18 protein-coding genes and 1 pseudogene are annotated in these 20,234 nt (G+C 61.2%); 1 reads left to right on the forward strand and 18 read right to left on the reverse strand.

All coding sequences use genetic code 11. The annotated features are described in order from the left end of the window. Positions 1-38: 38 nt before the first annotated feature. From dtd to hutC, 15 genes and pseudogenes are all read right to left on the reverse strand, one after another. Entirely contained in the window at positions 39-476 is a 438-nt protein-coding gene (gene dtd / locus FXO12_RS16460) for a D-aminoacyl-tRNA deacylase (protein ID WP_034125553.1), read from the reverse strand. Then, entirely contained in the window at positions 473-1,444 is a 972-nt protein-coding gene (pip, locus tag FXO12_RS16465; protein WP_034125552.1) for a prolyl aminopeptidase, read from the reverse strand. The genes dtd and pip overlap by 4 nt, the downstream gene beginning before the upstream one ends. Positions 1,445-1,547: 103 nt before the next feature. After that, positions 1,548-1,661 (reverse strand): annotated as a pseudogene (locus FXO12_RS29030) (alpha/beta hydrolase); the annotation flags it as partial. A 144-nt stretch (positions 1,662-1,805) separates the two neighbouring features. Continuing rightward, positions 1,806-2,606: an N-formylglutamate deformylase gene (hutG, locus tag FXO12_RS16470; protein ID WP_054897534.1), complete on the reverse strand. Its 801-nt coding sequence runs from the start codon at positions 2,604-2,606 to the stop codon at positions 1,806-1,808. Between the two features lie 12 nt (positions 2,607-2,618). Then, positions 2,619-3,824 carry an imidazolonepropionase gene (gene hutI / locus FXO12_RS16475; RefSeq protein WP_057975383.1) on the reverse strand — a complete coding sequence of 402 codons (1,206 nt, stop codon included), beginning with the start codon at positions 3,822-3,824 and terminating at the stop codon, positions 2,619-2,621. 15 nt (positions 3,825-3,839) lie between these two features. Then, on the reverse strand, positions 3,840-5,249 hold the full coding sequence (locus FXO12_RS16480) for an amino acid permease (protein ID WP_034125549.1): 1,410 nt from the start codon (positions 5,247-5,249) through the stop codon (positions 3,840-3,842). Positions 5,250-5,413: 164 nt separating this feature from the next. Then, positions 5,414-6,952: a histidine ammonia-lyase gene (gene hutH, locus FXO12_RS16485; RefSeq protein ID WP_089042090.1), complete on the reverse strand. Its 1,539-nt coding sequence runs from the start codon at positions 6,950-6,952 to the stop codon at positions 5,414-5,416. A 26-nt stretch (positions 6,953-6,978) separates the two neighbouring features. Continuing rightward, positions 6,979-8,487, reverse strand: coding sequence for a histidine ammonia-lyase (gene hutH / locus FXO12_RS16490; RefSeq protein ID WP_057975449.1), 1,509 nt, complete (start codon positions 8,485-8,487; stop codon positions 6,979-6,981). Between the two features lie 148 nt (positions 8,488-8,635). Then, the gene (locus FXO12_RS16495; RefSeq protein ID WP_057975382.1) at positions 8,636-9,460 is read right to left on the reverse strand and encodes a glycine betaine/L-proline ABC transporter ATP-binding protein; all 825 of its coding nucleotides are present in this window, start codon (positions 9,458-9,460) and stop codon (positions 8,636-8,638) included. Further along, on the reverse strand, positions 9,457-10,308 hold the full coding sequence (locus FXO12_RS16500) for a proline/glycine betaine ABC transporter permease (RefSeq protein ID WP_003187838.1): 852 nt from the start codon (positions 10,306-10,308) through the stop codon (positions 9,457-9,459). Before FXO12_RS16500 ends, FXO12_RS16495 begins: the two co-directional genes overlap by 4 nt. A gap of 71 nt (positions 10,309-10,379) precedes the next feature. Further along, positions 10,380-11,345, reverse strand: a complete 966-nt coding sequence (locus tag FXO12_RS16505) for an ABC transporter substrate-binding protein (RefSeq protein ID WP_032893997.1) — start codon at positions 11,343-11,345, stop codon at positions 10,380-10,382. A 69-nt stretch (positions 11,346-11,414) separates the two neighbouring features. Continuing rightward, the gene (locus FXO12_RS16510) at positions 11,415-12,860 is read right to left on the reverse strand and encodes a cytosine permease (RefSeq protein ID WP_034125547.1); all 1,446 of its coding nucleotides are present in this window, start codon (positions 12,858-12,860) and stop codon (positions 11,415-11,417) included. A gap of 175 nt (positions 12,861-13,035) precedes the next feature. Further along, entirely contained in the window at positions 13,036-14,706 is a 1,671-nt protein-coding gene (hutU, locus tag FXO12_RS16515) for a urocanate hydratase (RefSeq protein ID WP_034125546.1), read from the reverse strand. A gap of 389 nt (positions 14,707-15,095) precedes the next feature. Then, positions 15,096-15,656, reverse strand: coding sequence for a HutD family protein (locus FXO12_RS16520; RefSeq protein WP_057975381.1), 561 nt, complete (start codon positions 15,654-15,656; stop codon positions 15,096-15,098). Further along, on the reverse strand, positions 15,653-16,363 hold the full coding sequence (gene hutC, locus FXO12_RS16525; protein WP_230182974.1) for a histidine utilization repressor: 711 nt from the start codon (positions 16,361-16,363) through the stop codon (positions 15,653-15,655). The genes FXO12_RS16520 and hutC overlap by 4 nt, the downstream gene beginning before the upstream one ends. A gap of 147 nt (positions 16,364-16,510) precedes the next feature. On the opposite strand from hutC, the gene FXO12_RS16530 reads away from it, so the two are divergent. After that, the gene (locus tag FXO12_RS16530; RefSeq protein ID WP_057975380.1) at positions 16,511-17,875 is read left to right on the forward strand and encodes a formimidoylglutamate deiminase; all 1,365 of its coding nucleotides are present in this window, start codon (positions 16,511-16,513) and stop codon (positions 17,873-17,875) included. Positions 17,876-18,000: 125 nt separating this feature from the next. Here FXO12_RS16530 and FXO12_RS16535 read toward each other — a convergent pair whose 3' ends face one another. From FXO12_RS16535 to FXO12_RS16545, 3 genes are all read right to left on the reverse strand, one after another. After that, positions 18,001-18,570, reverse strand: a complete 570-nt coding sequence (locus FXO12_RS16535) for a lipocalin family protein (RefSeq protein WP_034117302.1) — start codon at positions 18,568-18,570, stop codon at positions 18,001-18,003. Positions 18,571-18,600: 30 nt separating this feature from the next. Beyond that, on the reverse strand, positions 18,601-18,855 hold the full coding sequence (locus tag FXO12_RS16540; protein ID WP_003187823.1) for a hypothetical protein: 255 nt from the start codon (positions 18,853-18,855) through the stop codon (positions 18,601-18,603). Positions 18,856-19,031: 176 nt separating this feature from the next. Continuing rightward, a complete protein-coding gene (locus FXO12_RS16545; protein WP_003187818.1) occupies positions 19,032-20,042 on the reverse strand; it encodes a class 1 fructose-bisphosphatase in 1,011 nt (336 codons plus the stop codon). Positions 20,043-20,234 lie beyond the last annotated feature (192 nt).

A 20,234-nucleotide genomic window follows, 5' to 3' on the forward strand; every position in this document is an offset into this window, starting at 1 on the left:
CCCTGCGTTTTTAGGCATTAACGTCGTTTTTCATACATTCATGTCTGTAAGAGGAAGGTCACAGGGCCATCATTGACCAAGTGCACCTGCATATCCGCGCCAAAACGCCCCGACGCCACCTTGCCATGCAATTGTTGCGCTTGTAACAACAAGTGCTCAAAAAGCGCCGCTCCCAGGGCCGGAGGAGCCGCTGTGGAGAAGCTGGGCCGTAGCCCGCTTTTGGTATCCGCCGCCAGGGTGAACTGCGACACCAGCAGCAAACCGCCGCCGATGTCCTTGAGGGACAGGTTCATCTTGCCCTCCTCGTCACTGAACACCCGATAGTTAAGCAGCTTGTGCAGCAGTTTGTCGGCGCTTTCGGGCGTATCTGAAGGCTCGACGGCCACCAGCACCAGCAAACCCTGGTCAATCGAGCCTATCACCTCCCCTGCGACCTCAACCCGGGCGCCACGCACCCGCTGCAACAAGCCCTTCATGCTTCTTCAGGCGGCAGGTCGAGCAGGCGCCGGGCCATTTCGCCGGTCGCACGCACCAGTGCGTCGGTGATGCCCGGCTCGGACGCCGCGTGCCCTGCTTCGCGAATCACCTGCAACTCGCTGTTGGGCCAGGCCTGATGCAGCTCCCAAGCGTTATCCAGCGTGCAGATCATATCGTAGCGGCCATGGATGATGACGCCAGGCAGATGGGCGATCTTGTGCATATCGCGAATCAGCTGGTTGGGTTCCAGGAAGGAGTTGTTGGTGAAGTAATGGCATTCGATACGTGCGATGGACAAGGCGCGCTGCGGCTCGGAAAACCGTTCCACATGCTGCGGGCTCGGGCACAGGCCCAACATACGGCCTTCCCAGCCCGACCAGGCTTTGGCCGCATGCATCTGGGCGATCTGGTCGTTGCCGGTCAGGCGCTTGTGGTAAGCGGCAATCATATCGTGGCGCTCTTCCACCGGGATGGGTGCCACATAGTCCTGCCAGTAGTCCGGGAACAGGCGGCTCGCGCCCTCCTGGTAGAACCAGCGAATATCCTGCGGGCGGGCGAGGAAGATGCCGCGCACGATCAGGCCATGCACGCGCTCGGGGTGGGTTTGCGCGTAGGCCAGGGCCAGGGTCGAACCCCAGGAACCGCCGAACAGCACCCATTTGTCGATGCCCAGGTGCTCGCGGATGCGCTCAAGGTCGGCGACCAGATCCCAGGTGGTGTTGTTCTCGAGACTGGCCCTTGGCGTAGAGCGGCCGCAGCCACGCTGGTCGAAGGTGACAATATGGTAGAGGTTCGGGTCGAAATAGCAGCGGCTCTGGGCGTCGCAACCGGAGCCGGGGCCTCCATGGATGAACACGACAGGCAAGCCTTCGGGGGAGCCACTTTCATCGACGTACAGGGTGTGGGTGTCATCGACAGCCAGATCGTGCCGGGCGTAGGGTTTGATCTGCGGGTACCAAGTCTGCATTGCGTGCTCCGTAGGGTGTCGGGTTCATCCCTGGGGGGACGTCTATTATTTTGCCGTCTGGCATCATAAACCCGAATTGTGCAATGAGCATGTCCTTGAGCACTTAGACCTGTGTCAGCAGTTCGCGCCTCAGGTAACCAAGCAGATAGTCATACAGCCGATCCACCTCCGGCACCTGGCCGCGTGCCCGCAAACAACCGTGGGCCAGCCCTTTGCCGGAATGGCGGTGTGTCAGTTGATAAAAGTGTTGCTGAACCCCCGTTGTCGCAGGCAAGCCAGCTCCCACATTTCGAGCGCATTCTCATGATAGAGCGCGGTCAAGCGGGCTTGCTCGCGAAAGCTATTGCAGCAGCACCAACAATTACCGGTAGTGCTTCTGCCCCCAAGCCAACAGCCCTTCCAGCAACTGCCTCAACACCACCTGCGTCGGCTCGGCCAAATCATGGCGATAACGGAACGGCTCGAACTCTTCCATATAGGTGCTCTGGCATAACTCCAGCTGCACCGCATGAATATCCTGCGCCGGGTTGCCGTAGTGACGGGTGATATGGCCGCCCTTGAAGCGCCCGTTCAGCACATGGGTATATTGCGGATGCTGAGCGCAGATGGCTTCCAACTGGCTTGCCAGCTGCGGGTCGCATGCAGCGCCGTTGAAGGTGCCCAGATTGAAGTCCGGCAATTTGCCGTCGAACAGGTGCGGGATCAACGAGCGGATCGAGTGCGCATCGAACAGCAACGCATAACCGAACTCGGCCTTGAGGCGTGCCAGTTCTTCTTGCAGTTGGCGGTGGTACGGCCCCCAGATTTTTTGCAGGTAGCTGGCCCGCTCTTCGTCGGAGGGCGTTTGCCCTTCACGGAACAACGGCACGCCATCGAACAGCGTCTCTGGGTACAGGCCGGTAGTAGCACCGGCATACAGCGGCGCGTTGTCGGAGGGCCGGTTGAGGTCGATGACAAACCGCGAGTACTCCGCCGCCAGGGTGCTGGCGCCCAGCTCTTCGGCAAAGTCATACAACAGCGGGATATGCCAATCGGTATCCGGCAGGCTTTGCGCCTCGGGGATCAACCCGGCCTCGACCGCAGGGGTGAGCCGCAGGCCGGCGTGGGGCATGCTGATCAGCAGCGGCACGCGGCCTTGTTTGAATGTCAGAACCTTATCCACAACTGCATCCTCTCAAACAGTGACGTCGACGCCGTGGCGCACGACGCGTTTATCCAGTTCGCCACCCAGCCAGTAGGCCAGGTCGGCGGGGCGATCGATCTGCCAGGCGACAAAATCCGCGACCTTGCCCACTTCCAGGGAACCATGGGTATCGCCCAGGCCCAACGCGGTGGCCGCGTGTTGCGTGGCGCCGGCCAGGGCTTCTTCCGGGGTCATGCGGAACAGGGTGCAGGCCATGTTCAGCATCAGCCGCACCGACAGCGCCGGTGATGTGCCGGGGTTGAGGTCGCTGGCGATGGCGATCTTCACGCCGTGTTTGCGCAGGGCGTCCATGGGCGGCAACTGGGTTTCACGCAGGAAGTAGAACGCGCCCGGCAATAGCACGGCGACGGTACCGGCCGCAGCCATGGCGATGGCGTCTTCTTCAGTCATGAATTCCAGGTGGTCGGCCGACAACGCGTGGTAGCGCGCCGCCAAGCTTGAGCCATGCAACGACGAGAGTTGCTCGGCGTGCAGCTTCACCGGCAAGCCAAGTTGCTGGGCGACCTTGAATACCCGCTCAACCTGCTCGGGGGAAAATGCCAGGTATTCACAGAAGGCATCGACCGCATCCACCAACCCCTCGGCGGCCAGGGCCGGCAGCATCTGGCTGCAGATGTGCTCGATGTAATCGTCGGCGCGGTCCTTGTACTCCGGCGGCAACGCGTGGGCGGCCAGGCACGTGGCGCGCACGCTGACCGGCAGCGCTTCACCCAGGCGCCGAGCCACGCGCAACATCTTGCGTTCGTTGGCCAGGTCCAGGCCGTAGCCGGACTTGATCTCCACCGTGGTCACGCCGTCACGCAGCAAACTGCGCAGGCGCTTTTCAGCGCTCAAGAACAGCTCATCTTCGCTCGCCGCACGGGTTGCGCGCACAGTGCTGGCAATGCCGCCGCCCTTGGCCGCGATCTCGGCGTAGCTGACACCTTCGAGGCGCTGCTCGAATTCGCCGCTGCGATTGCCACCGAACACCGTATGGGTGTGGCAATCGATCAGCCCGGGGGTGACCCACGCGCCTTGCAGGTCATGCACCTGGGCGTAATCCGCGGTTGGCGCCTGGCTGCGGGGGCCGACCCACTCGATGAGCGAGCCGGCAGTCACCATGGCGGCATCCTCGATGATCGAGTATTTGCCGTTGGCCATGGTTGCGACGTGGCAGTGTTGCCAAAGCGTTTTCATCAACGCCTCCCTAAGTTATCGATGAGACAAAACCGGGTCGTAATCGACCTTGGCCGTTTGCCCGGCGGCAGGCTTGACCCACAGCCAGTAGGCGATGATCAGCAGCACGATCCACACGGCGCCTACCATCAACGCCGCCTGGGTATCCGGGAAGTAACCGAGTACACCAAACACAAACAGCATGAACACAATGGCCGCCGCCGGCGCATAAGGCCAGAACGGCACCGGGAATTTCAGTTCGGCGATCTGCGCCTTGGTCATCGAGCGGCGCATGGCGACCTGGGTAAACAGGATCATCAGCCATACCCACACGGTGGCGAAGGTGGCAATCGAGGCGATCAGCAAGAACACGTTTTCCGGGATCAGGTAGTTGAGCACCACACCGCCGAGCAAGGCGGCGCCCATGACCACCACGGTCATCCATGGCACGCCTTGTTTGGACAATTGCGCGAAGCCCTTGGGCGCCTGCCCTTGTTGAGCCAGGCCGTACATCATGCGCCCGGCGCCGAAAATGTCGCTGTTGATCGCCGACACCGCCGCCGAGATCACCACGATGTTGAGGATGGTCGCCGCCGAGCCAATCCCCAGGTTGCTGAAGATCTGCACGAACGGGCTGCCCTGGCTGCCGATCTGCGGCCACGGGTAGATGGCCATCAACACGAACAGGGTGAGCACGTAGAACAGCAGGATACGCAGCGGCACAGCGTTGATCGCCTTGGGGATCACCCGCTGTGGGTCCTTGGCTTCACCGGCGGTGATGCCGATGATTTCGATGCCACCAAAGGCAAACATCACCACCGCAAACGAGGCGATCAGCCCACCGATGCCGTTGGGCATGAAGCCGCCGTGGGCCCACAGATTGCTCAAGCCACTGGCCTGGGTTTCGCCTGCCGAGTGAATACCAAACAGCATGATGCCAAAACCGCCGAGGATCATCGCCACAATGGCACCGACCTTGAGCAACGACAGCCAGAACTCCATCTCGCCAAAGACTTTGACGTTGCACAGGTTCAGGCCGCCGATCAGGAATACGATGCCCAGCACCCAGACCCAACGGGCCACTTCGGGAAACCAGAAGCCCATGTAGATGCCGAACGCGGTGACGTCGGCGAGGCAGACGATGATCATTTCAAAGGCGTAGGTCCAGCCGAGGATAAACCCGGCCATGGGCCCCAGGTAGGTGCTGGCGTAGTGGCCGAATGAGCCAGACACCGGGTTGTGCACGGCCATCTCACCGAGGGCGCGCATCACCATGAATACAGCAGCGCCGCCGATCAGGTAGGCCAGCAGCACGGCAGGACCGGCCATTTGGATGGCGGAGGCAGAGCCATAGAACAGCCCGGTGCCGATCGCGGAACCGAGGGCCATGAAGCGAATATGTCGGGCGTTGAGCCCGCGTTTCAAACCTTTTTCTGGCTGGTGCATTTCTCGTCCCTAATTATTCTTATGAGGAGAAGATCGTTCCCACGCTCGGCGTGGGAACTCCGACCTGGACGCTCCGCGTCTGCTTTTAGAGCGGTGACGCAGAGCGTCACAGGATGCATTCCCACGCGGAGCGTGGGAATGATCAGGCACAGACCGAGTCGCGGTCAGAGGCTTGGCAGCAACTTGGCCGGCACCAGCTCATTCAGGCAGCGGCTGGCGAGCAGTTCGCTGGCGGCGTTGATGTCCGGGGCGAAGAAGCGGTCCTTGTCATAGAACGCCACCTTGTCGCGCAGGATGCCACGGGCTTTTTCCAGCTTGGGCGAGGTCTTCAGGCCGTCGCGCAGGTCCAGGCCCTGGCACGCCGCGAGCCATTCCACCGCGAGGATGCCCCGGGTGTTTTCGGCCATTTCCCACAAACGCTTGCCCGCAGCCGGTGCCATGGACACGTGGTCTTCCTGGTTGGCCGAAGTCGGCAAGCTGTCGACGCTATGGGGATGGGCCAGCGCCTTGTTCTCGCTGGCGAGCGCGGCAGCGGTCACCTGGGCGATCATGAAGCCGGAGTTCACCCCGCCATTGCCCACCAGAAACGGCGGCAGTTGCGACATGTGCTTGTCCATCATCAACGAGATCCGACGCTCGCTCAGGGAGCCGATTTCGGCAATGGCCAGCGCCATGTTATCGGCGGCCATGGCCACGGGTTCGGCGTGGAAGTTGCCACCGGAAATCACATCGCCTTCGGCGGCAAAGACCAACGGGTTATCCGACACTGCGTTGGCTTCTACCACCAGCACCTCGGCGGCCTGGCGCAATTGAGTCAGGCATGCACCCATGACCTGCGGCTGGCAACGCAGGGAATACGGGTCTTGCACCTTGTCGCAGTTCTGGTGCGATTGGGACACCTGGCTGCTCTCACCGAGCAGGTCACGATAGGCCGCTGCCGAGTCGATCTGGCCACGCTGGCCACGCGCCGCATGAATACGCGCATCGAACGGCGAACGCGAACCCAGTACCGCTTCCACAGTGAGGCCGCCGCAAGCGAGGGCAGCGGCGAACAGGTCTTCGCCTTCGAACAGGCCACGCAGGGCATAGGCCGTGGACACCTGGGTGCCGTTGAGCAGCGCCAGGCCTTCTTTGGCGGCCAGGGTCAGCGGCGTGAGGCCGGCGATTTTCAGTGCCTCGGTGGCTTCCAGCCATTCGCCCTTGTAACGCGCCTTGCCTTCGCCAAGCAGTACCAGGGACATGTGCGCCAGCGGCGCCAGGTCACCGGAAGCACCCACTGACCCCTTGAGCGGAATGTGCGGGTACACCTCGGCGTTGATCAGCGCGATCAGCGCGTCGATCACCTGGCGACGAATCCCGGAGAAGCCACGGCTCAGGCTGTTGACCTTGAGCACCATGACCAGTCGCACCAGTGCATCGCTGATCGGCTCACCGACGCCGGCGGCGTGGGACAGCACCAGGGAACGCTGGAGGTTTTCCAGGTCTTCGCTGGCGATGCGGGTCGATGCCAACAGGCCAAAACCGGTGTTGATGCCGTAGGCGGTGCGGTTCTCGGCGAGAATCTGCTCCACGCAGGCAACGCTGGCTTCGATCTGGGCCGAGGCGCTGTCATCCAGGCTGAGGGTTACTGGCTGCTGGTAGATGGCACGCAGTTGGGCGAGGCTCAGTTGGCCTGGAATCAGGTTTAGCGCAGTCACATTCATACTCCTTGTGAATTGTTCTTAGGTGTTCAGTGCAAATTCGGTAAAGCAGTGTCTTTAAGCAATTGGGCAGCGGCGGCAATATCCGGCACCAGCCAGCGGTCCTGTTCATAAGCAGGGACCACTTCGCGCAGCAAACGCCAGGCGCGGTCGGTACCGGCGCCGAAGCGCTGGTCCTTGAGAAACTCGAAAGCCTGGGCCGCCAGCAGGTACTCGATAGCGAGAATCTGGGTGACGTTGGCCAGCACCTGGTGCAACTTGAGCGCGGCGTTGGTGCCCATGCTCAAGTGGTCTTCCTGCAGGCCTGAGGTGACGAAATTGTCGAGCACCGCCGGTTGCGCCAACTGGCGGTTCTGCCCGCACAAGGACGCGGCGACGTACTGCACGATCATCATTCCGGAGTTGACGCCCGGGTTGCTCACCAGGAAGGCTGGCAGGCCGCTGACATGCGGGTTGACCAGGCGATCCAGGCGACGCTCGGCCACCGAACCGATCTCGGCCATGGCGATGGCGAGCATGTCGGCCGCCAACGCGACGGACTGCCCGTGAGGGTTGGCCTGGGACACCACGCGGTAATTATCCGGCGTGCCCAGCACCAGCGGGTTGTCGGTGGCGCTGTTGAGTTCGGTCTCGATCTGGCGCGTGGCGTGTTCTACCTGGTCGCGGGCCGCGCCGTGAATCTGCGGAATCGAGCGAATGCTCAAGGCGTCCTGGGTGCGAATACCTTTGCTGCTGGCAATCACCTCACTGCCGTCGAGCAGGGCACGCAGGTTGATACCTACGTGCTGCATGCCCGGGTGCGGCTTGAGGGCGATGATGGCTTCGTCAAAGGCGTCAATCTGGCCGCGCTGGGCTTCGAAGCTCATGGCACCGATCACGTCGGCCCACTGCAGCAAGTGATGCGCGTCGGCCAGGGCCAGGCAGCTCAGGCCGGTCATGCACGGCGTGCCATTGACCAGGCACAGGCCGTCTTTGGCGCCGAGCACCACCGGCTGCAAGCCTTCAGCCTGCAACGCGTGTTGCGCCGTGACGATCTGGCCGCGATAACTCACATTACCAACGCCCAGCAGGGCCACGCCGATATGGGCCATGTGGGTCAGATACCCCACCGAGCCTTGGGACGGTACTTGCGGGGTGATGCCGTGGTTGAGCAGCGCCAGCAGCGCGTGCACCACCTGCGGATGCAGGCCGGATTTGCCGTGGCTGTAGTTGATGATCGCCGCGCAGATGATCGCACGGGTTTGCTCATCGCTGAGCACCGGGCCGACGCCGCAGGCGTGGCTCAACAGCGTATTGCGCGACAGTTGGCTCAGTTGCTCGGTCTTGAGCGAGACGTTGCACAACGCGCCCAGGCCGGTGTTGACACCATAGGCACGCTCGCCGCTGGTGACGATGCGCTGCACGATGGCCTGGGCATTGTCGATACGCGCCCAGGCGTGGCCCGACAGTTCGAGCATGGCGCCGTGGCGGGCGACGGCGGTGACGTCCTGCCAGCGCATGGGGGTGTCGGCGATGATGATTTTGGTTGCCTGGGACATCTTCATACCTTCTTCAATTCTTAGGCAGCATTGATCGTTCCCACGCTCTGCGTGGGTACGCCGCCTGGGACGCTCTGCGTCCCCCCAAGTGACGCGGAGCGTCACGAAATGCGTTCCCACGCGGAGCGTGAGAACGTTCAAGCCCGGATCAGACCACCGCCGCCCGCCGCTGAACAAAGCGGTCCACATACTCATCCGCCGGCGAGTGCAGAATCTCTCGCGGCGTGCCGACCTGGATCAGCTTGCCGTCCTTGAGGATCGCAATGCGGTTGCCGATGCGCACGGCCTCGTCGAGATCGTGGGTGATGAACACGATGGTCTTGTGCAGGGTCTTTTGCAGCTCGAGCAATTGGTCCTGCATCTCGGCGCGGATCAACGGGTCGAGGGCGCTGAAGGCTTCGTCCATCAGGATGATGTCGGTGTCGGCCGCCAGGGCGCGGGCCAGGCCCACGCGCTGGCGCATGCCACCGGAAAGCTGGTGGGGGTATTTGTTTTCATAGCCTTTGAGGCCCACGGTTTCGATCCAGTGCAACGCACGTTCGGCGCAGACTTGCCTGGTCTCGCCACGCACTTTCAGGCCGTAGGCAACGTTGTCGAGCACGCTCTTGTGCGGCAGCAGGCCGAAGCTCTGGAACACCATGCTGATCTTGTGCCGACGGAATTGGCGCAGGGCTTCCATGTCCAGTTGCAGGATGTCTTCGCCGTCCACCAGGATCGCGCCGCTGGTGGGGTCGATCAGGCGGTTGAAGTGGCGCACCAGGGTGGATTTGCCCGAACCCGACAAGCCCATGATCACAAAGATCTCACCGGTGCCGATGCTCAGGGACAGGTCATTGACGCCGACCACGCAACCGGTCTCGGCCAGTACCTGGTCCTTGGTCTTGCCCTGGCCGACCATGGCCAGCGCATCCTTGGCGCGTGCGCCGAAAATTTTGAAGACGTTTTTGACTTCGATTTTGCTGACAGTCGTCATTTGCTCGCCTCATGCCGTGGGCGGCCATAAGCCTGGGTAATGCGGTCGATGACCACTGCGAGAATCACGATCGCCAGCCCGGCTTCAAGGCCGCGGCCGACGTTGAGGGTCTGGATGCCGACGAGCACGTCTTCACCCAAGCCACGGGCACCGATCATCGAGGCGATCACCACCATCGACAGCGCCATCATGGTGGTCTGGTTAATCCCGGCCATAATGCTCGGCAACGCCAGCGGCAATTGCACGCCGAACAGTTGCTGCCAGCGGTTGGCGCCGAAGGCGTTGATGGCTTCCATGACTTCGCCATCGACCTGGCGAATACCCAGGTCTGTCAGGCGAATCAGCGGCGGCGCGGCGTAGATCACCGTAGCGAAAATCGCCGGGACCTTGCCCAGGCCGAATAGCATCAGCACCGGGATCAGGTACACGAAGCTGGGCATGGTTTGCATGATGTCCAGCAGCGGCATCAGCACCGAACGCAGGCGATTACTGCGCGCCGACAAGATACCCAGGGGGATGCCGATCAACACCGAAATCACCGTGGCCACCATCATCAATGCCAGGGTTTGCATCAGCTTGTCCCACAGGCCAACGGCGCCCACCAGGAACAGCAAACCGACGATCACCGCCGTGGTCACCACCTTGCGTGTGGCGTGCCAGGCGATGCCCCCGACGATGGCCAGCATCAGCCACCAGGGCGCTGCGCGCAGCAGGCCTTCCAGGTTGACGATGGCCCACAGCAGCGTATCGGAGATGTGCCGGAACACATCGCCGTAGTTGGTGACCAGTGCGTCCACCCAACCGTTGACCCAGTCGGCGATGGAAAAGGTAAAGCTCTCAGGAAACATATCGTGCTCTCGATCCAGTGGGTTGTGGCCAGCCGCCCGGCCACCCTTGAGGGTAGCCGTGCACACTTGACCTACAAGGCCGCGTCGATTTTCTTGGCTGCGTCTTCGCTCACCCAGGCGTGCCAGACTTCAGGATGTTCCTTGAGGAATATTTTCGCCAGTTTCGGCGACTCGATCCGCTCCTTGGCCATGCGGCCCAGGTTCTGGTTCAGCAGGTCGATGGGCAGGTTGACCTTTTCCAGCACGGCCACCAGCTCCGGGGCTTGTTCGTGGAAAGTCTTGGAGAGGCCGACCTTGATGCTCACGGTTTTGTCCACGCCGGGCTTCTCTTCCAACTTGACCAGGTCGACCTGGCCCATCAGCGGTGTGGGTGACCAGTAGTAGAACAGGATCGGCTCGCCGCGCTTGTAGCTCGACAGCACCGCCGCATCCAGCGCCGGGCCGGTGCCCGGGCGGAAGTTGGTGTAGGTGCTTTCCAGGCCGTAGCTCTTGAGCATTTCGCTGTTGTCCAGCTCGCAGGTCCAGCCGGCCGGGCAGTTGTAGAAGCGGCCTTTGGACGGCTCTTCCTGGTCCTTGAACACCGAGGCGTATTTGGCCAGGTCGGCGATGCTTTTCAGGTCCGGGGCCTTGGCTTCCAGCTTGCGCTTGGCGTCGCCTTCGATCACATAGCGCGGCACGTACCAACCTTCGACCGCGCCCACCACCGGAGCCCCGACGCCCACGACTTTGCCGGCCTTCTCGGCTTTGTTCCAGACCTCGCTGCGACCTACCCACTCCTCGGCGAACACTTGGATGTCGTTACTGCCCAGGGCGTTTTCCATGGTGATGGAATTGCCCGGCAAGCTGTCGGTTTTGCAGTCGTAGCCTTTTTCCAGCACGGTTTGCAGGATGTCGGTGAGCAACATGCCGCTTTCCCAATTCAGGCCGGCGAATTTCACCGGTTTACCCGACTCGCACCAACCGGCCGCCTGGGCGCCGGCACTTGCCAGCACGCCAGCCGCGAACAAAGTAGCCAGCAAGGTCTTATTCATAGTCATTGTTGTGACGCTCCCAATCATGAAATGGATTACGGCAGTCAGTAGGCGTCCTGCCCTGTCCACGTCCCATCAGGCTTGTGCAGCCAGCTCGTTTGTTATGGGTGAAGCGCCCTGCTCTTTTGGCAGGATCAGGTGATCGGGTACCGTGCCGTGCCATTTTTTTGCACACACGTAATACAGGGCCGCCGGCAGTACCAGGCCGATGATCCAGGAGATATCCACATCCCCCAGCGCGGCCACCAGGGGGCCGGTGTAGAACTTGGTGGAGATGAACGGCAACTGCACCAGCACGCCGAACACATAGACGCTGATGCCCAGCAGGTTCCAGCGGCCGTAACGACCGTTCGGGTCGGCCAGCGCCGGCACGTCATAACGCTCGCGGGTGATGCAGTAGTAATCCACCAGGTTGATCGCGCTCCAGGGCGTAAAGAACGCCAACAGGAACAGGATGAACGACTTGAATGCACCGAGGAACGAATGCTGGCCGAGCAACGCGATCAGCGTGGCCGTGCCGACGATCATCAACACGAATACCAGACGCTGCAGACGCGTGACCTCCAGACGCCCACGAAAGCCGCTGATGATAGTGGCGATGCACATGAAGCTGCCGTAGGAATTGAGCGTCGAGATGGTGACCTTGCCGAACGCGATGCTGAAATACAGCAACGCAGCGGTGGCCCCCGTGCCGCTCAAGCCAACGATGTACGCCACCTCGTGACCGGCAAACTGCCCGTTGGACATGGCCGCGGCAAACACGCCGAGGACCATCGCCACTTGGGCCCCGATGACTGAGCCTGCGCCAGCAGCGAGAAAGGTTTTAACCGATGACGTGTGGCTCGGCAGGTAACGCGAGTAATCCGCCACGTAAGGGCCGAACGCAATCTGCCAAGAGGCCGCCAGCGACACGGCCAGCAGGAAACTGCTCCAGCTGAAGTGGCGGATCTGCAGGAGCGCGCCAACGTCGGTCTGGCTCATCAGGCGGCTGAACAGGTACACAAAGGCAACCACGCCAATCAGGCTGGCAACCCGGCCGATGAAGTGGATCACTCGGTAACCCAGCACCGTGACCAGCACGATGACACTGGCGAAGATCAGGATGCCGACGCTGTCGCTGACCCCGAACAACTGGCCCAGCGCCTGGCCCGACAACACGGTACCGGTGGCGGTGAAACCCAAGTACATCAAGCACACCAGCACAATCGGAATGGCCGCGCCATACACGCCGAACTGCACCCGGCTGGAAATCATCTGCGGCAGGCCAAGCTTGGGCCCTTGCGCCGCATGCAGCGCCATGACGCCACCGCCGATCAATTGACCGATGAGCAAGCCGATCAACGACCAGAACACATCACCGCCCAGCACCACGGCCAACGCCCCGGTGACAATCGCAGTGATCTGCAGGTTGGCACCCATCCACAGGGTGAATTGACTGAATAGACGACCATGTCTTTCCGCTTCCGGGATGTAGTCGATCGAACGTTTCTCGATCAACGGGGTGGTGTCGTTTGCAGCCATGTTGTTCAACCTCTGATGGATTGTTTTGTATGCATCTTGCTCTTGTGGGAGCTGGCTTGCTGTGGCGAGGGAGCTTGCTCCCGTTCGACAGCGAAGCTGGAGCCGGCTTTTTGGGGCTGCTTCGCACCCCAGCGCAAGCGAGCTTGCTCGCCACACAAGCCCACCCCACATTGAGTTACTTGATCATCGGCAGGTTCAGGCCTTGTTCCTTGGCGCAGTCGACAGCGATCTGGTAACCCGCATCCGCATGACGCATCACCCCGGTCGCCGGGTCGTTGTGCAGCACGCGGGCAATCCGCTCGGCCGCTTCGTCAGTACCGTCGCAGACAATCACCATCCCCGAGTGCTGGGAGAAGCCCATGCCCACGCCGCCACCGTGGTGCAGCGAGACCCAGGTGGCGCCGCTCGCGGTGTTGAGCAAGGCGTTGAGCAGTGGCCAGTCGGACACAGCGTCGGAGCCGTCCTGCATGGCTTCGGTTTCGCGGTTCGGGCTGGCGACCGAGCCGGAGTCCAGGTGATCACGGCCGATCACGACCGGCGCGGACAGCTCGCCGCTGCGCACCATTTCGTTGAACGCCAGGCCCAACTTGGCACGCTGGCCCAGGCCGACCCAGCAGATACGTGCCGGCAGGCCCTGGAAGCTGATGCGCTCGCGGGCCATGTCCAGCCAGTTGTGCAGGTGGGCATCGTCCGGGATCAGTTCTTTGACTTTGGCGTCGGTCTTGTAGATGTCTTGCGGGTCGCCGGACAGCGCCGCCCAACGGAACGGGCCGATGCCACGGCAGAACAGTGGGCGGATGTAAGCCGGTACGAAACCTGGGAAGTCGAACGCGTTTTCCACGCCCTCTTCCTGGGCCATCTGGCGGATGTTGTTGCCGTAGTCGAAGGTCGGGATGCCTTGCTTCTGGAATTCGAGCATGGCTTTGACGTGGACGGCCATCGACTGCTTGGCGGCCTTGATCACGGCGGCCGGCTCGGTCTTGGCGCGAGCGCGGTATTCGTCCCAGGTCCAGCCGGCCGGCAGGTAGCCGTTGAGTGGGTCGTGGGCACTGGTCTGGTCGGTGACCATGTCCGGGCGCACGCCGCGCTTGACCAGTTCCGGCAGGATCTCGGCGGCGTTGCCCAGCAGGGCGATGGAGATGGCCTTGCCTTCCTTGGTGTACTTGGCGATACGCGCCAGGGCGTCGTCGAGGTCGGTGGCCTGCTCGTCGACGTAGCGGCTGTTCAGGCGGAAGTCGATGCTGACTTGCTGGCACTCGATGTTCAGCGAGCAGGCGCCGGCCAGGGTCGCGGCCAGTGGCTGCGCGCCGCCCATGCCGCCGAGGCCGGCGGTGAGTACCCAACGGCCGGTGAGGTCACTGTTGTAATGCTGGCGACCGGCTTCGACGAAGGTTTCGTAGGTGCCTTGGACAATGCCTTGGCTGCCGATGTAGATCCAGCTGCCGGCGGTCATCTGGCCGTACATGGCCAGGCCCTTGGCATCCAGTTCGTTGAAATGCTCCCAACTGGCCCAGTGCGGTACCAGGTTGGAGTTGGCAATCAGCACGCGCGGGGCGTTGCTGTGGGTCTTGAACACGCCGACCGGCTTACCGGATTGCACCAGCAGGGTTTCGTCGTCGTTCAGATTGGTGAGGCTCTCGACGATCTGGTCGTAGCACTCCCAGTTGCGCGCCGCACGGCCGATACCGCCGTACACCACCAGTTCTTTGGGGTTCTCGGCCACTTGTGGGTCGAGGTTGTTCATCAGCATGCGCAGCGGCGCTTCGGTCAGCCAGCTTTTGGCGGTGAGCTTGTTACCGCGGGCGGCGCGGATTTCGACGTCACGGTATTTTGTAGGCTTGGTCACAGCTAGGACTCCTCGGCGATCGATGCGCGAACATGGATGGTGCGAAGTCTTACGCACACATCTTTACTTGTATGTACAAGCATATGCAATCGAGCGGCCAACTTTTGAAATGAGCCTCGCAGATTTTTTCCAAAGGCGCGCGCAAGCCTTGATAATCAAGGCTTGGAGGTTTGATGAAATTTCTTACGGAGGCGTTTTACAGCAAAGAGGATTTGTCACGACAGCGTGGCTTTGCGTCACGCTGGGGCGTTCGGTAACAAATTGGTGCGCGGTCTTGGGAACAGCGCACAAACAAATATGGGAGCTGACTTGCCTGCGATAGCGGTGTGTCAGTCAGCACATCCTAGCCTGATACACCGCTATCGCAGGCAAGCCAGCTCCCACAGTTTTTAACCGCGTGCGGTCAGTTCGATGATGCAGCAGCGGCCTGTGACCGATATTTCCAGCAGTTCAGTGTTACCGTCCACTTGCAGGCAATCGTGGTGGCCGAGCTTCTCGCCCAGCACCTTCACTTCGTCCGCCACGCTGAACACCAGCACCGTCTGCGCAGTACTGAAAAACTGCTGCACGCCATCCATCCACTGCAAGCGTGCATGGTAACGCTCGGGCGAATAGATAAGATTGAAGTCGCGGATCGGCCCGGTGATCAAACGGCATGACACCTGGCTTTCGCCCTTGAACGCGAACGGCTGCAACGGTAACAACCCGCGCTGCTCCTCACCGTCTACGGTCAGCACCATGCCGGCGCCTTTGATCACCGTAATCACGCGCTGGTAACCGGCGAAGGTGGAGAACCCACCCGACTCGGCGATATCGGCAATCGACAAACGCCAGCCAAATCCATCCAGGCCGGTGCCGGCGTCGCGACTGACTTCTTCGGTACTGCCGCCGCCGTTCTTCCACGGCATGCGTACGTAGTCGGCGGCGCGCCAGACGTTGATCTCACTCATTTACTGAAGCGTCCTTCGAGGCTGTGACGGGAACCGGGGTGGATCAACCGCGCCGCAGTCACCGGCTGGCGACCCGACCAGGTGCGTCGGCGAATCAACAGGCACGGCTCGCTCGGCTCGATCTGCAACAACTTGCACTCGGCGGCATCGGCGAGAATCGCCTCAACCACATGCTCACCCTCAGTCAACGGCGCGACCTGGTTCAAATAGGCATACGGGGTTTGCTGGGTGAAGTCCTGCTGCAGGTATTCCGGCGCGACCAGAGCGTTGACGAAACGGTCTTCGATTTGCACAGGAATGTCGTTCTCGTAATGCACGATCAACGAGTGGAACACCCGCCCGCCTTCGCGCATTTCCAAGGCGACGGCGCGCTCGGAACCAGCAGCTTCTTCGCCCAGGGTGATGACCTGGCAAGTGTGCCGATGCCCGCGGGAGGCGATTTCATCGGCGATGTTGTGCACTTCAAACAGGGCCGACTGGCTTTTCGGCTCGGCAACAAACGTACCCACACCCTGCATACGCACCAACAAGCCTTCGGCGGTCAGCTCGCGCAGGGCACGGTTGATGGTCATGCGGCTGAAGCCCAACTCGCTGACCAGCTCGCTTTCCGACGGCACGCGGTAATGGGGCGGCCAGTTGCCGTTGAGGATCTGCTGGCTGATCATCTGTTTGACGCGGGCATACAAGGGCGCCGGACTTTCGTCCATGTGGGCAGCCAGCGAAGAGTTGGCGGGCGGAGTCGGCACAGGGAATCCTTGCAGGGGAAAAAGATGCATAGATTGCCGGAGTTTACCGAGCAGGCAAACGTCTGTATATGTATATACAAATAAACACACGACCGGGGTGCCTTGATCATGTCCGCTTTCTTTGCCGAACGCGCACTGCTGCCTAATGGATGGGCCAATGATGTACGTCTTGAAGTCGGCGCCGATGGCCTGCTGACAAAGGTTGAGCCCAATGCCAGTGCAGAAGGCGCGGAACGGCTCAGGGGCCCGGTGTTGGCGGGCATGCCGAACCTGCACTCCCATGCCTTCCAACGCGCCATGGCGGGCTTGGCCGAAGTGGCCGGCAACCCCAACGACAGTTTCTGGACCTGGCGCGACTTGATGTACCGCATGGTCGGCAAGATCAACCCCGAGCAGTTACAGGTCATCGCCCGTCAGCTGTATATCGAAATGCTCAAGGCCGGCTACACCTCGGTAGCCGAGTTTCATTACGTGCACCACGATCTCAGCGGCCAGCCCTATGCCGACCGTACGGAGCTGTCCCGCCAGATCAGCCAGGCGGCCGCCAGCAGCGGGATCGGCCTGACCTTGCTGCCGGTGCTCTACACCCATGCGGGTTTTGGTGGCCAAGCGCCGAATGAAGGCCAGCGACGGTTTATCAACAGCACGGAACACTACCTGGACCTGCAAGCACGCCTGCAGCCCATTCTGGCGGCACAACCGGCGCAGCAACTGGGCCTGTGCTTCCACTCCCTGCGCGCCGTAACCCCCGAACAAATCCATACCGTGCTGGGCGCCAGTGACAAAAACTGCCCCGTGCATATCCACATCGCCGAACAGCAAAAAGAAGTCGACGACTGCCTGGCCTGGAGCGGCAAGCGCCCGTTGCAGTGGCTGTATGACAATGTCGAGGTGGATGATCGCTGGTGCCTGGTGCATGCCACCCATGCCGATGCCGACGAAGTCACGCGCATGGCCAACAGCCGAGCGATTGCCGGTTTGTGCCTGACCACCGAAGCCAACCTGGGCGATGGGATTTTTCCGGCGGTGGACTTCCTCGCTCAGGGCGGCCGCATGGGCATCGGTTCCGACAGCCATGTGTCACTGAGCGTGGTGGAAGAACTGCGTTGGCTGGAATACGGCCAGCGCCTGCGCGATCAACGGCGCAACCGCCTGTATCGCAGCGATCAGCCGATGGTGGGTCGCACGCTGTTCGATGCTGCGCTGGACGGTGGCGCACAAGCGCTGGGCCAGCCGATTGGTCGACTGCAAGTGGGCAAGCGTGCGGACTGGATAGTGCTGGACGGTAGCGACCCGTACTTGGCGACGGCCAGTGAGGATGGAATTCTCAACCGCTGGCTATTTGCCGGTGGTGATCGGCAAGTGCGCGATGTACTGGTCAATGGCAAATGGGTGGTGCGAGATGGGCATCATGCTGGCGAAGAAGACAGCAGTCGGGCATTCACCCAGGTCCTGAAGGACTTGCTGAACTGACGACCAACCCATAACAACTGTGGGAGCTGGCTTGCCTGCGATACAGACACCTCGGCGCTTCAGTTACACCGGGTTGATGCTATCGCAGGCAAGCCAGCTCCCACATTTGATTGAGGGGCCGCAAATTACTGAGACGTCTTCGCCATCTGCTTATCCGACGTGCGCCAGATCAACCGCGTGGTGTCATAGCCTTGCTGTCGCGCCCTGCTCAGCAGGTCTTCGCGGGTATCGGCACTCACCGTCGGCGTGCGCGACAGGATCCACATATAGCGACGGCTCGGGCTGCCGACGATGGCGGTCTTGTAGTCATCGCTGACATACAGCACCCAGTAGTCGCCCTTGGCAACGCCCGGCAACAGCGATGTAAACCAGTTATTGAATTCCACCCACAGTTTGTCGGTCTTGCCTGGCACCTGCGGCGTTGCCGTGCCTTTGGCCTCTTGCCACTTCCACTCAGGCGTCAGGCAGCGGTTGAAAACCGACATGTCACCATCAGGCAGCAAGGTGTAGCGGGCTTCGGATTGCGCACAGTTGCGCTGGAAGTACATCGGCAACCGGGCCAACTCATACCAGGTGCCCTGGTAACGCTTGAGGTTGACGTTGCTCGCAGTCTTGGGTTGCAGATCATCGCCAGAATGGCTGGCGCAGCCCGCCAAAAACAGGCTGGCGCAAAGGAACAAAACAAAACGCATCATTCTTCTTCTCCCGCAGGCTCGCGCCCCGGTTTACTTCAGGCCTTGCCCGGAAAACATCAGAACTTTGTCACCGGCGTACTGCACGCTGATAAAGCTGTTTTTATCGCCCCAGGTGCAGCTGGACATGCCCAGTGCGCCGGAACAATCGGTTGGCTTACCCAGCAACGACTCCACCTCGGCCTTGGCCATGCCGGCCGAGAGCTTTTGGTAGTTTTCTTGGGTGACCTTGCTGCAAGCGGCTAAGAGCACGCAAAAAGCCAGCAGGGCGAGACGGCGTATAGACATGGAAAAGCTCCTGGAGAGACAAAGCAGCTGGGGTATCTGCCAGAAGCTTAGAAGGGAAAAGGGGTGTCTGGTTCCCGACGAGCGAAAACAAAAAAGCCCCGAAAACGCTGAAACGTTTCGGGGCTTCTTTAACGGTGATCCATCTCACAATACAGCGGCTCACCGCTCGTTACGGCTTACTTCTTGTGATAGGCCGTCACGCGCTCAACTTCTTCCTTCGAACCCAGGAATACCGCCACACGCTGGTGCAGGCCTTCAGGCTGAATGTCGAGGATGCGCTGGTGGCCGTCGGTGGACGCACCGCCTGCCTGTTCAACCAAAAACGACATCGGGTTGGCTTCGTACATCAGGCGCAGCTTGCCTGGCTTGGACGGCTCGCGGCTGTCGCGTGGGTACATGAACAGCCCACCACGGGTCAGGATGCGGTGTACGTCGGCAACCATCGCGGCCACCCAGCGCATGTTGAAATTCTTCTTCAGCGGGCCTTCTTCGCCTTCCATCAGCTCGTTGACGTAGCGCTTCACCGGTTCTTCCCAGTGGCGCTGGTTGGACATGTTGATGGCAAATTCCTGGGTAGAAGCAGGAATCGAAATGTCTTCGTGGGTGAGTACGAAGCTGCCCATTTCACGGTCCAGGGTGAAGCCTTTGACGCCATCGCCCAGGGTCAGCACCAGCATGGTCTGTGGGCCGTAGATCGCGTAGCCGGCAGCAACCTGCTCGGTGCCTGGTTGCAGGAAGGCCTTTTCGTTCAGGGCTTCGTTCTGGCTCAGGTATTCGTTGGGGCAACGCAGTACCGAGAAGATGGTGCCGACCGGTGCGTTGATGTCGATGTTGGACGAACCGTCCAGTGGGTCGAACACCAGCAGGTATGCGCCCTTCGGGTATTTGCCTGGGATCTGGTAGGCATTGTCCATTTCTTCGGACGCCATGCCGGCCAGGTGGCCGCCCCATTCGTTGGCTTCGAGCAGGATTTCGTTGGACAGAACGTCCAGTTTCTTCTGCACTTCGCCCTGCACGTTTTCAGTGCCCATGCTGCCCAGGACACCGCCCAGTGCGCCTTTGGAAACGGCGTGGCTGATTTCCTTGCAAGCACGCGCCACCACTTCGATAAGGAAGCGCAGATCGGCAGGCGTGTTGTTGCTGCGGGTCTGCTCGATCAAATAGCGACTCAAGGTAACGCGGGACATGGACGGCTCCGGAGAATGGGGGGCTAAAAACCCGCGCAGTTTAGCGCGAGTCGGGGCTGATTTCCTCTAATCAGAGGATTTAACGCCAATAGAGTTCACGACCCAACGCAATAGCCCTCTGTAGGAGCGAGCTTGCTCGCGAAAAACTCACACGCGCCGCGTTCATTCAGCAAGCACGCGTTATCGTTGGAG

Source organism: Pseudomonas sp. J380 (assembly GCF_009827115.1).
In the GTDB taxonomy this organism is placed as follows: domain Bacteria; phylum Pseudomonadota; class Gammaproteobacteria; order Pseudomonadales; family Pseudomonadaceae; genus Aquipseudomonas; species Aquipseudomonas paracarnis.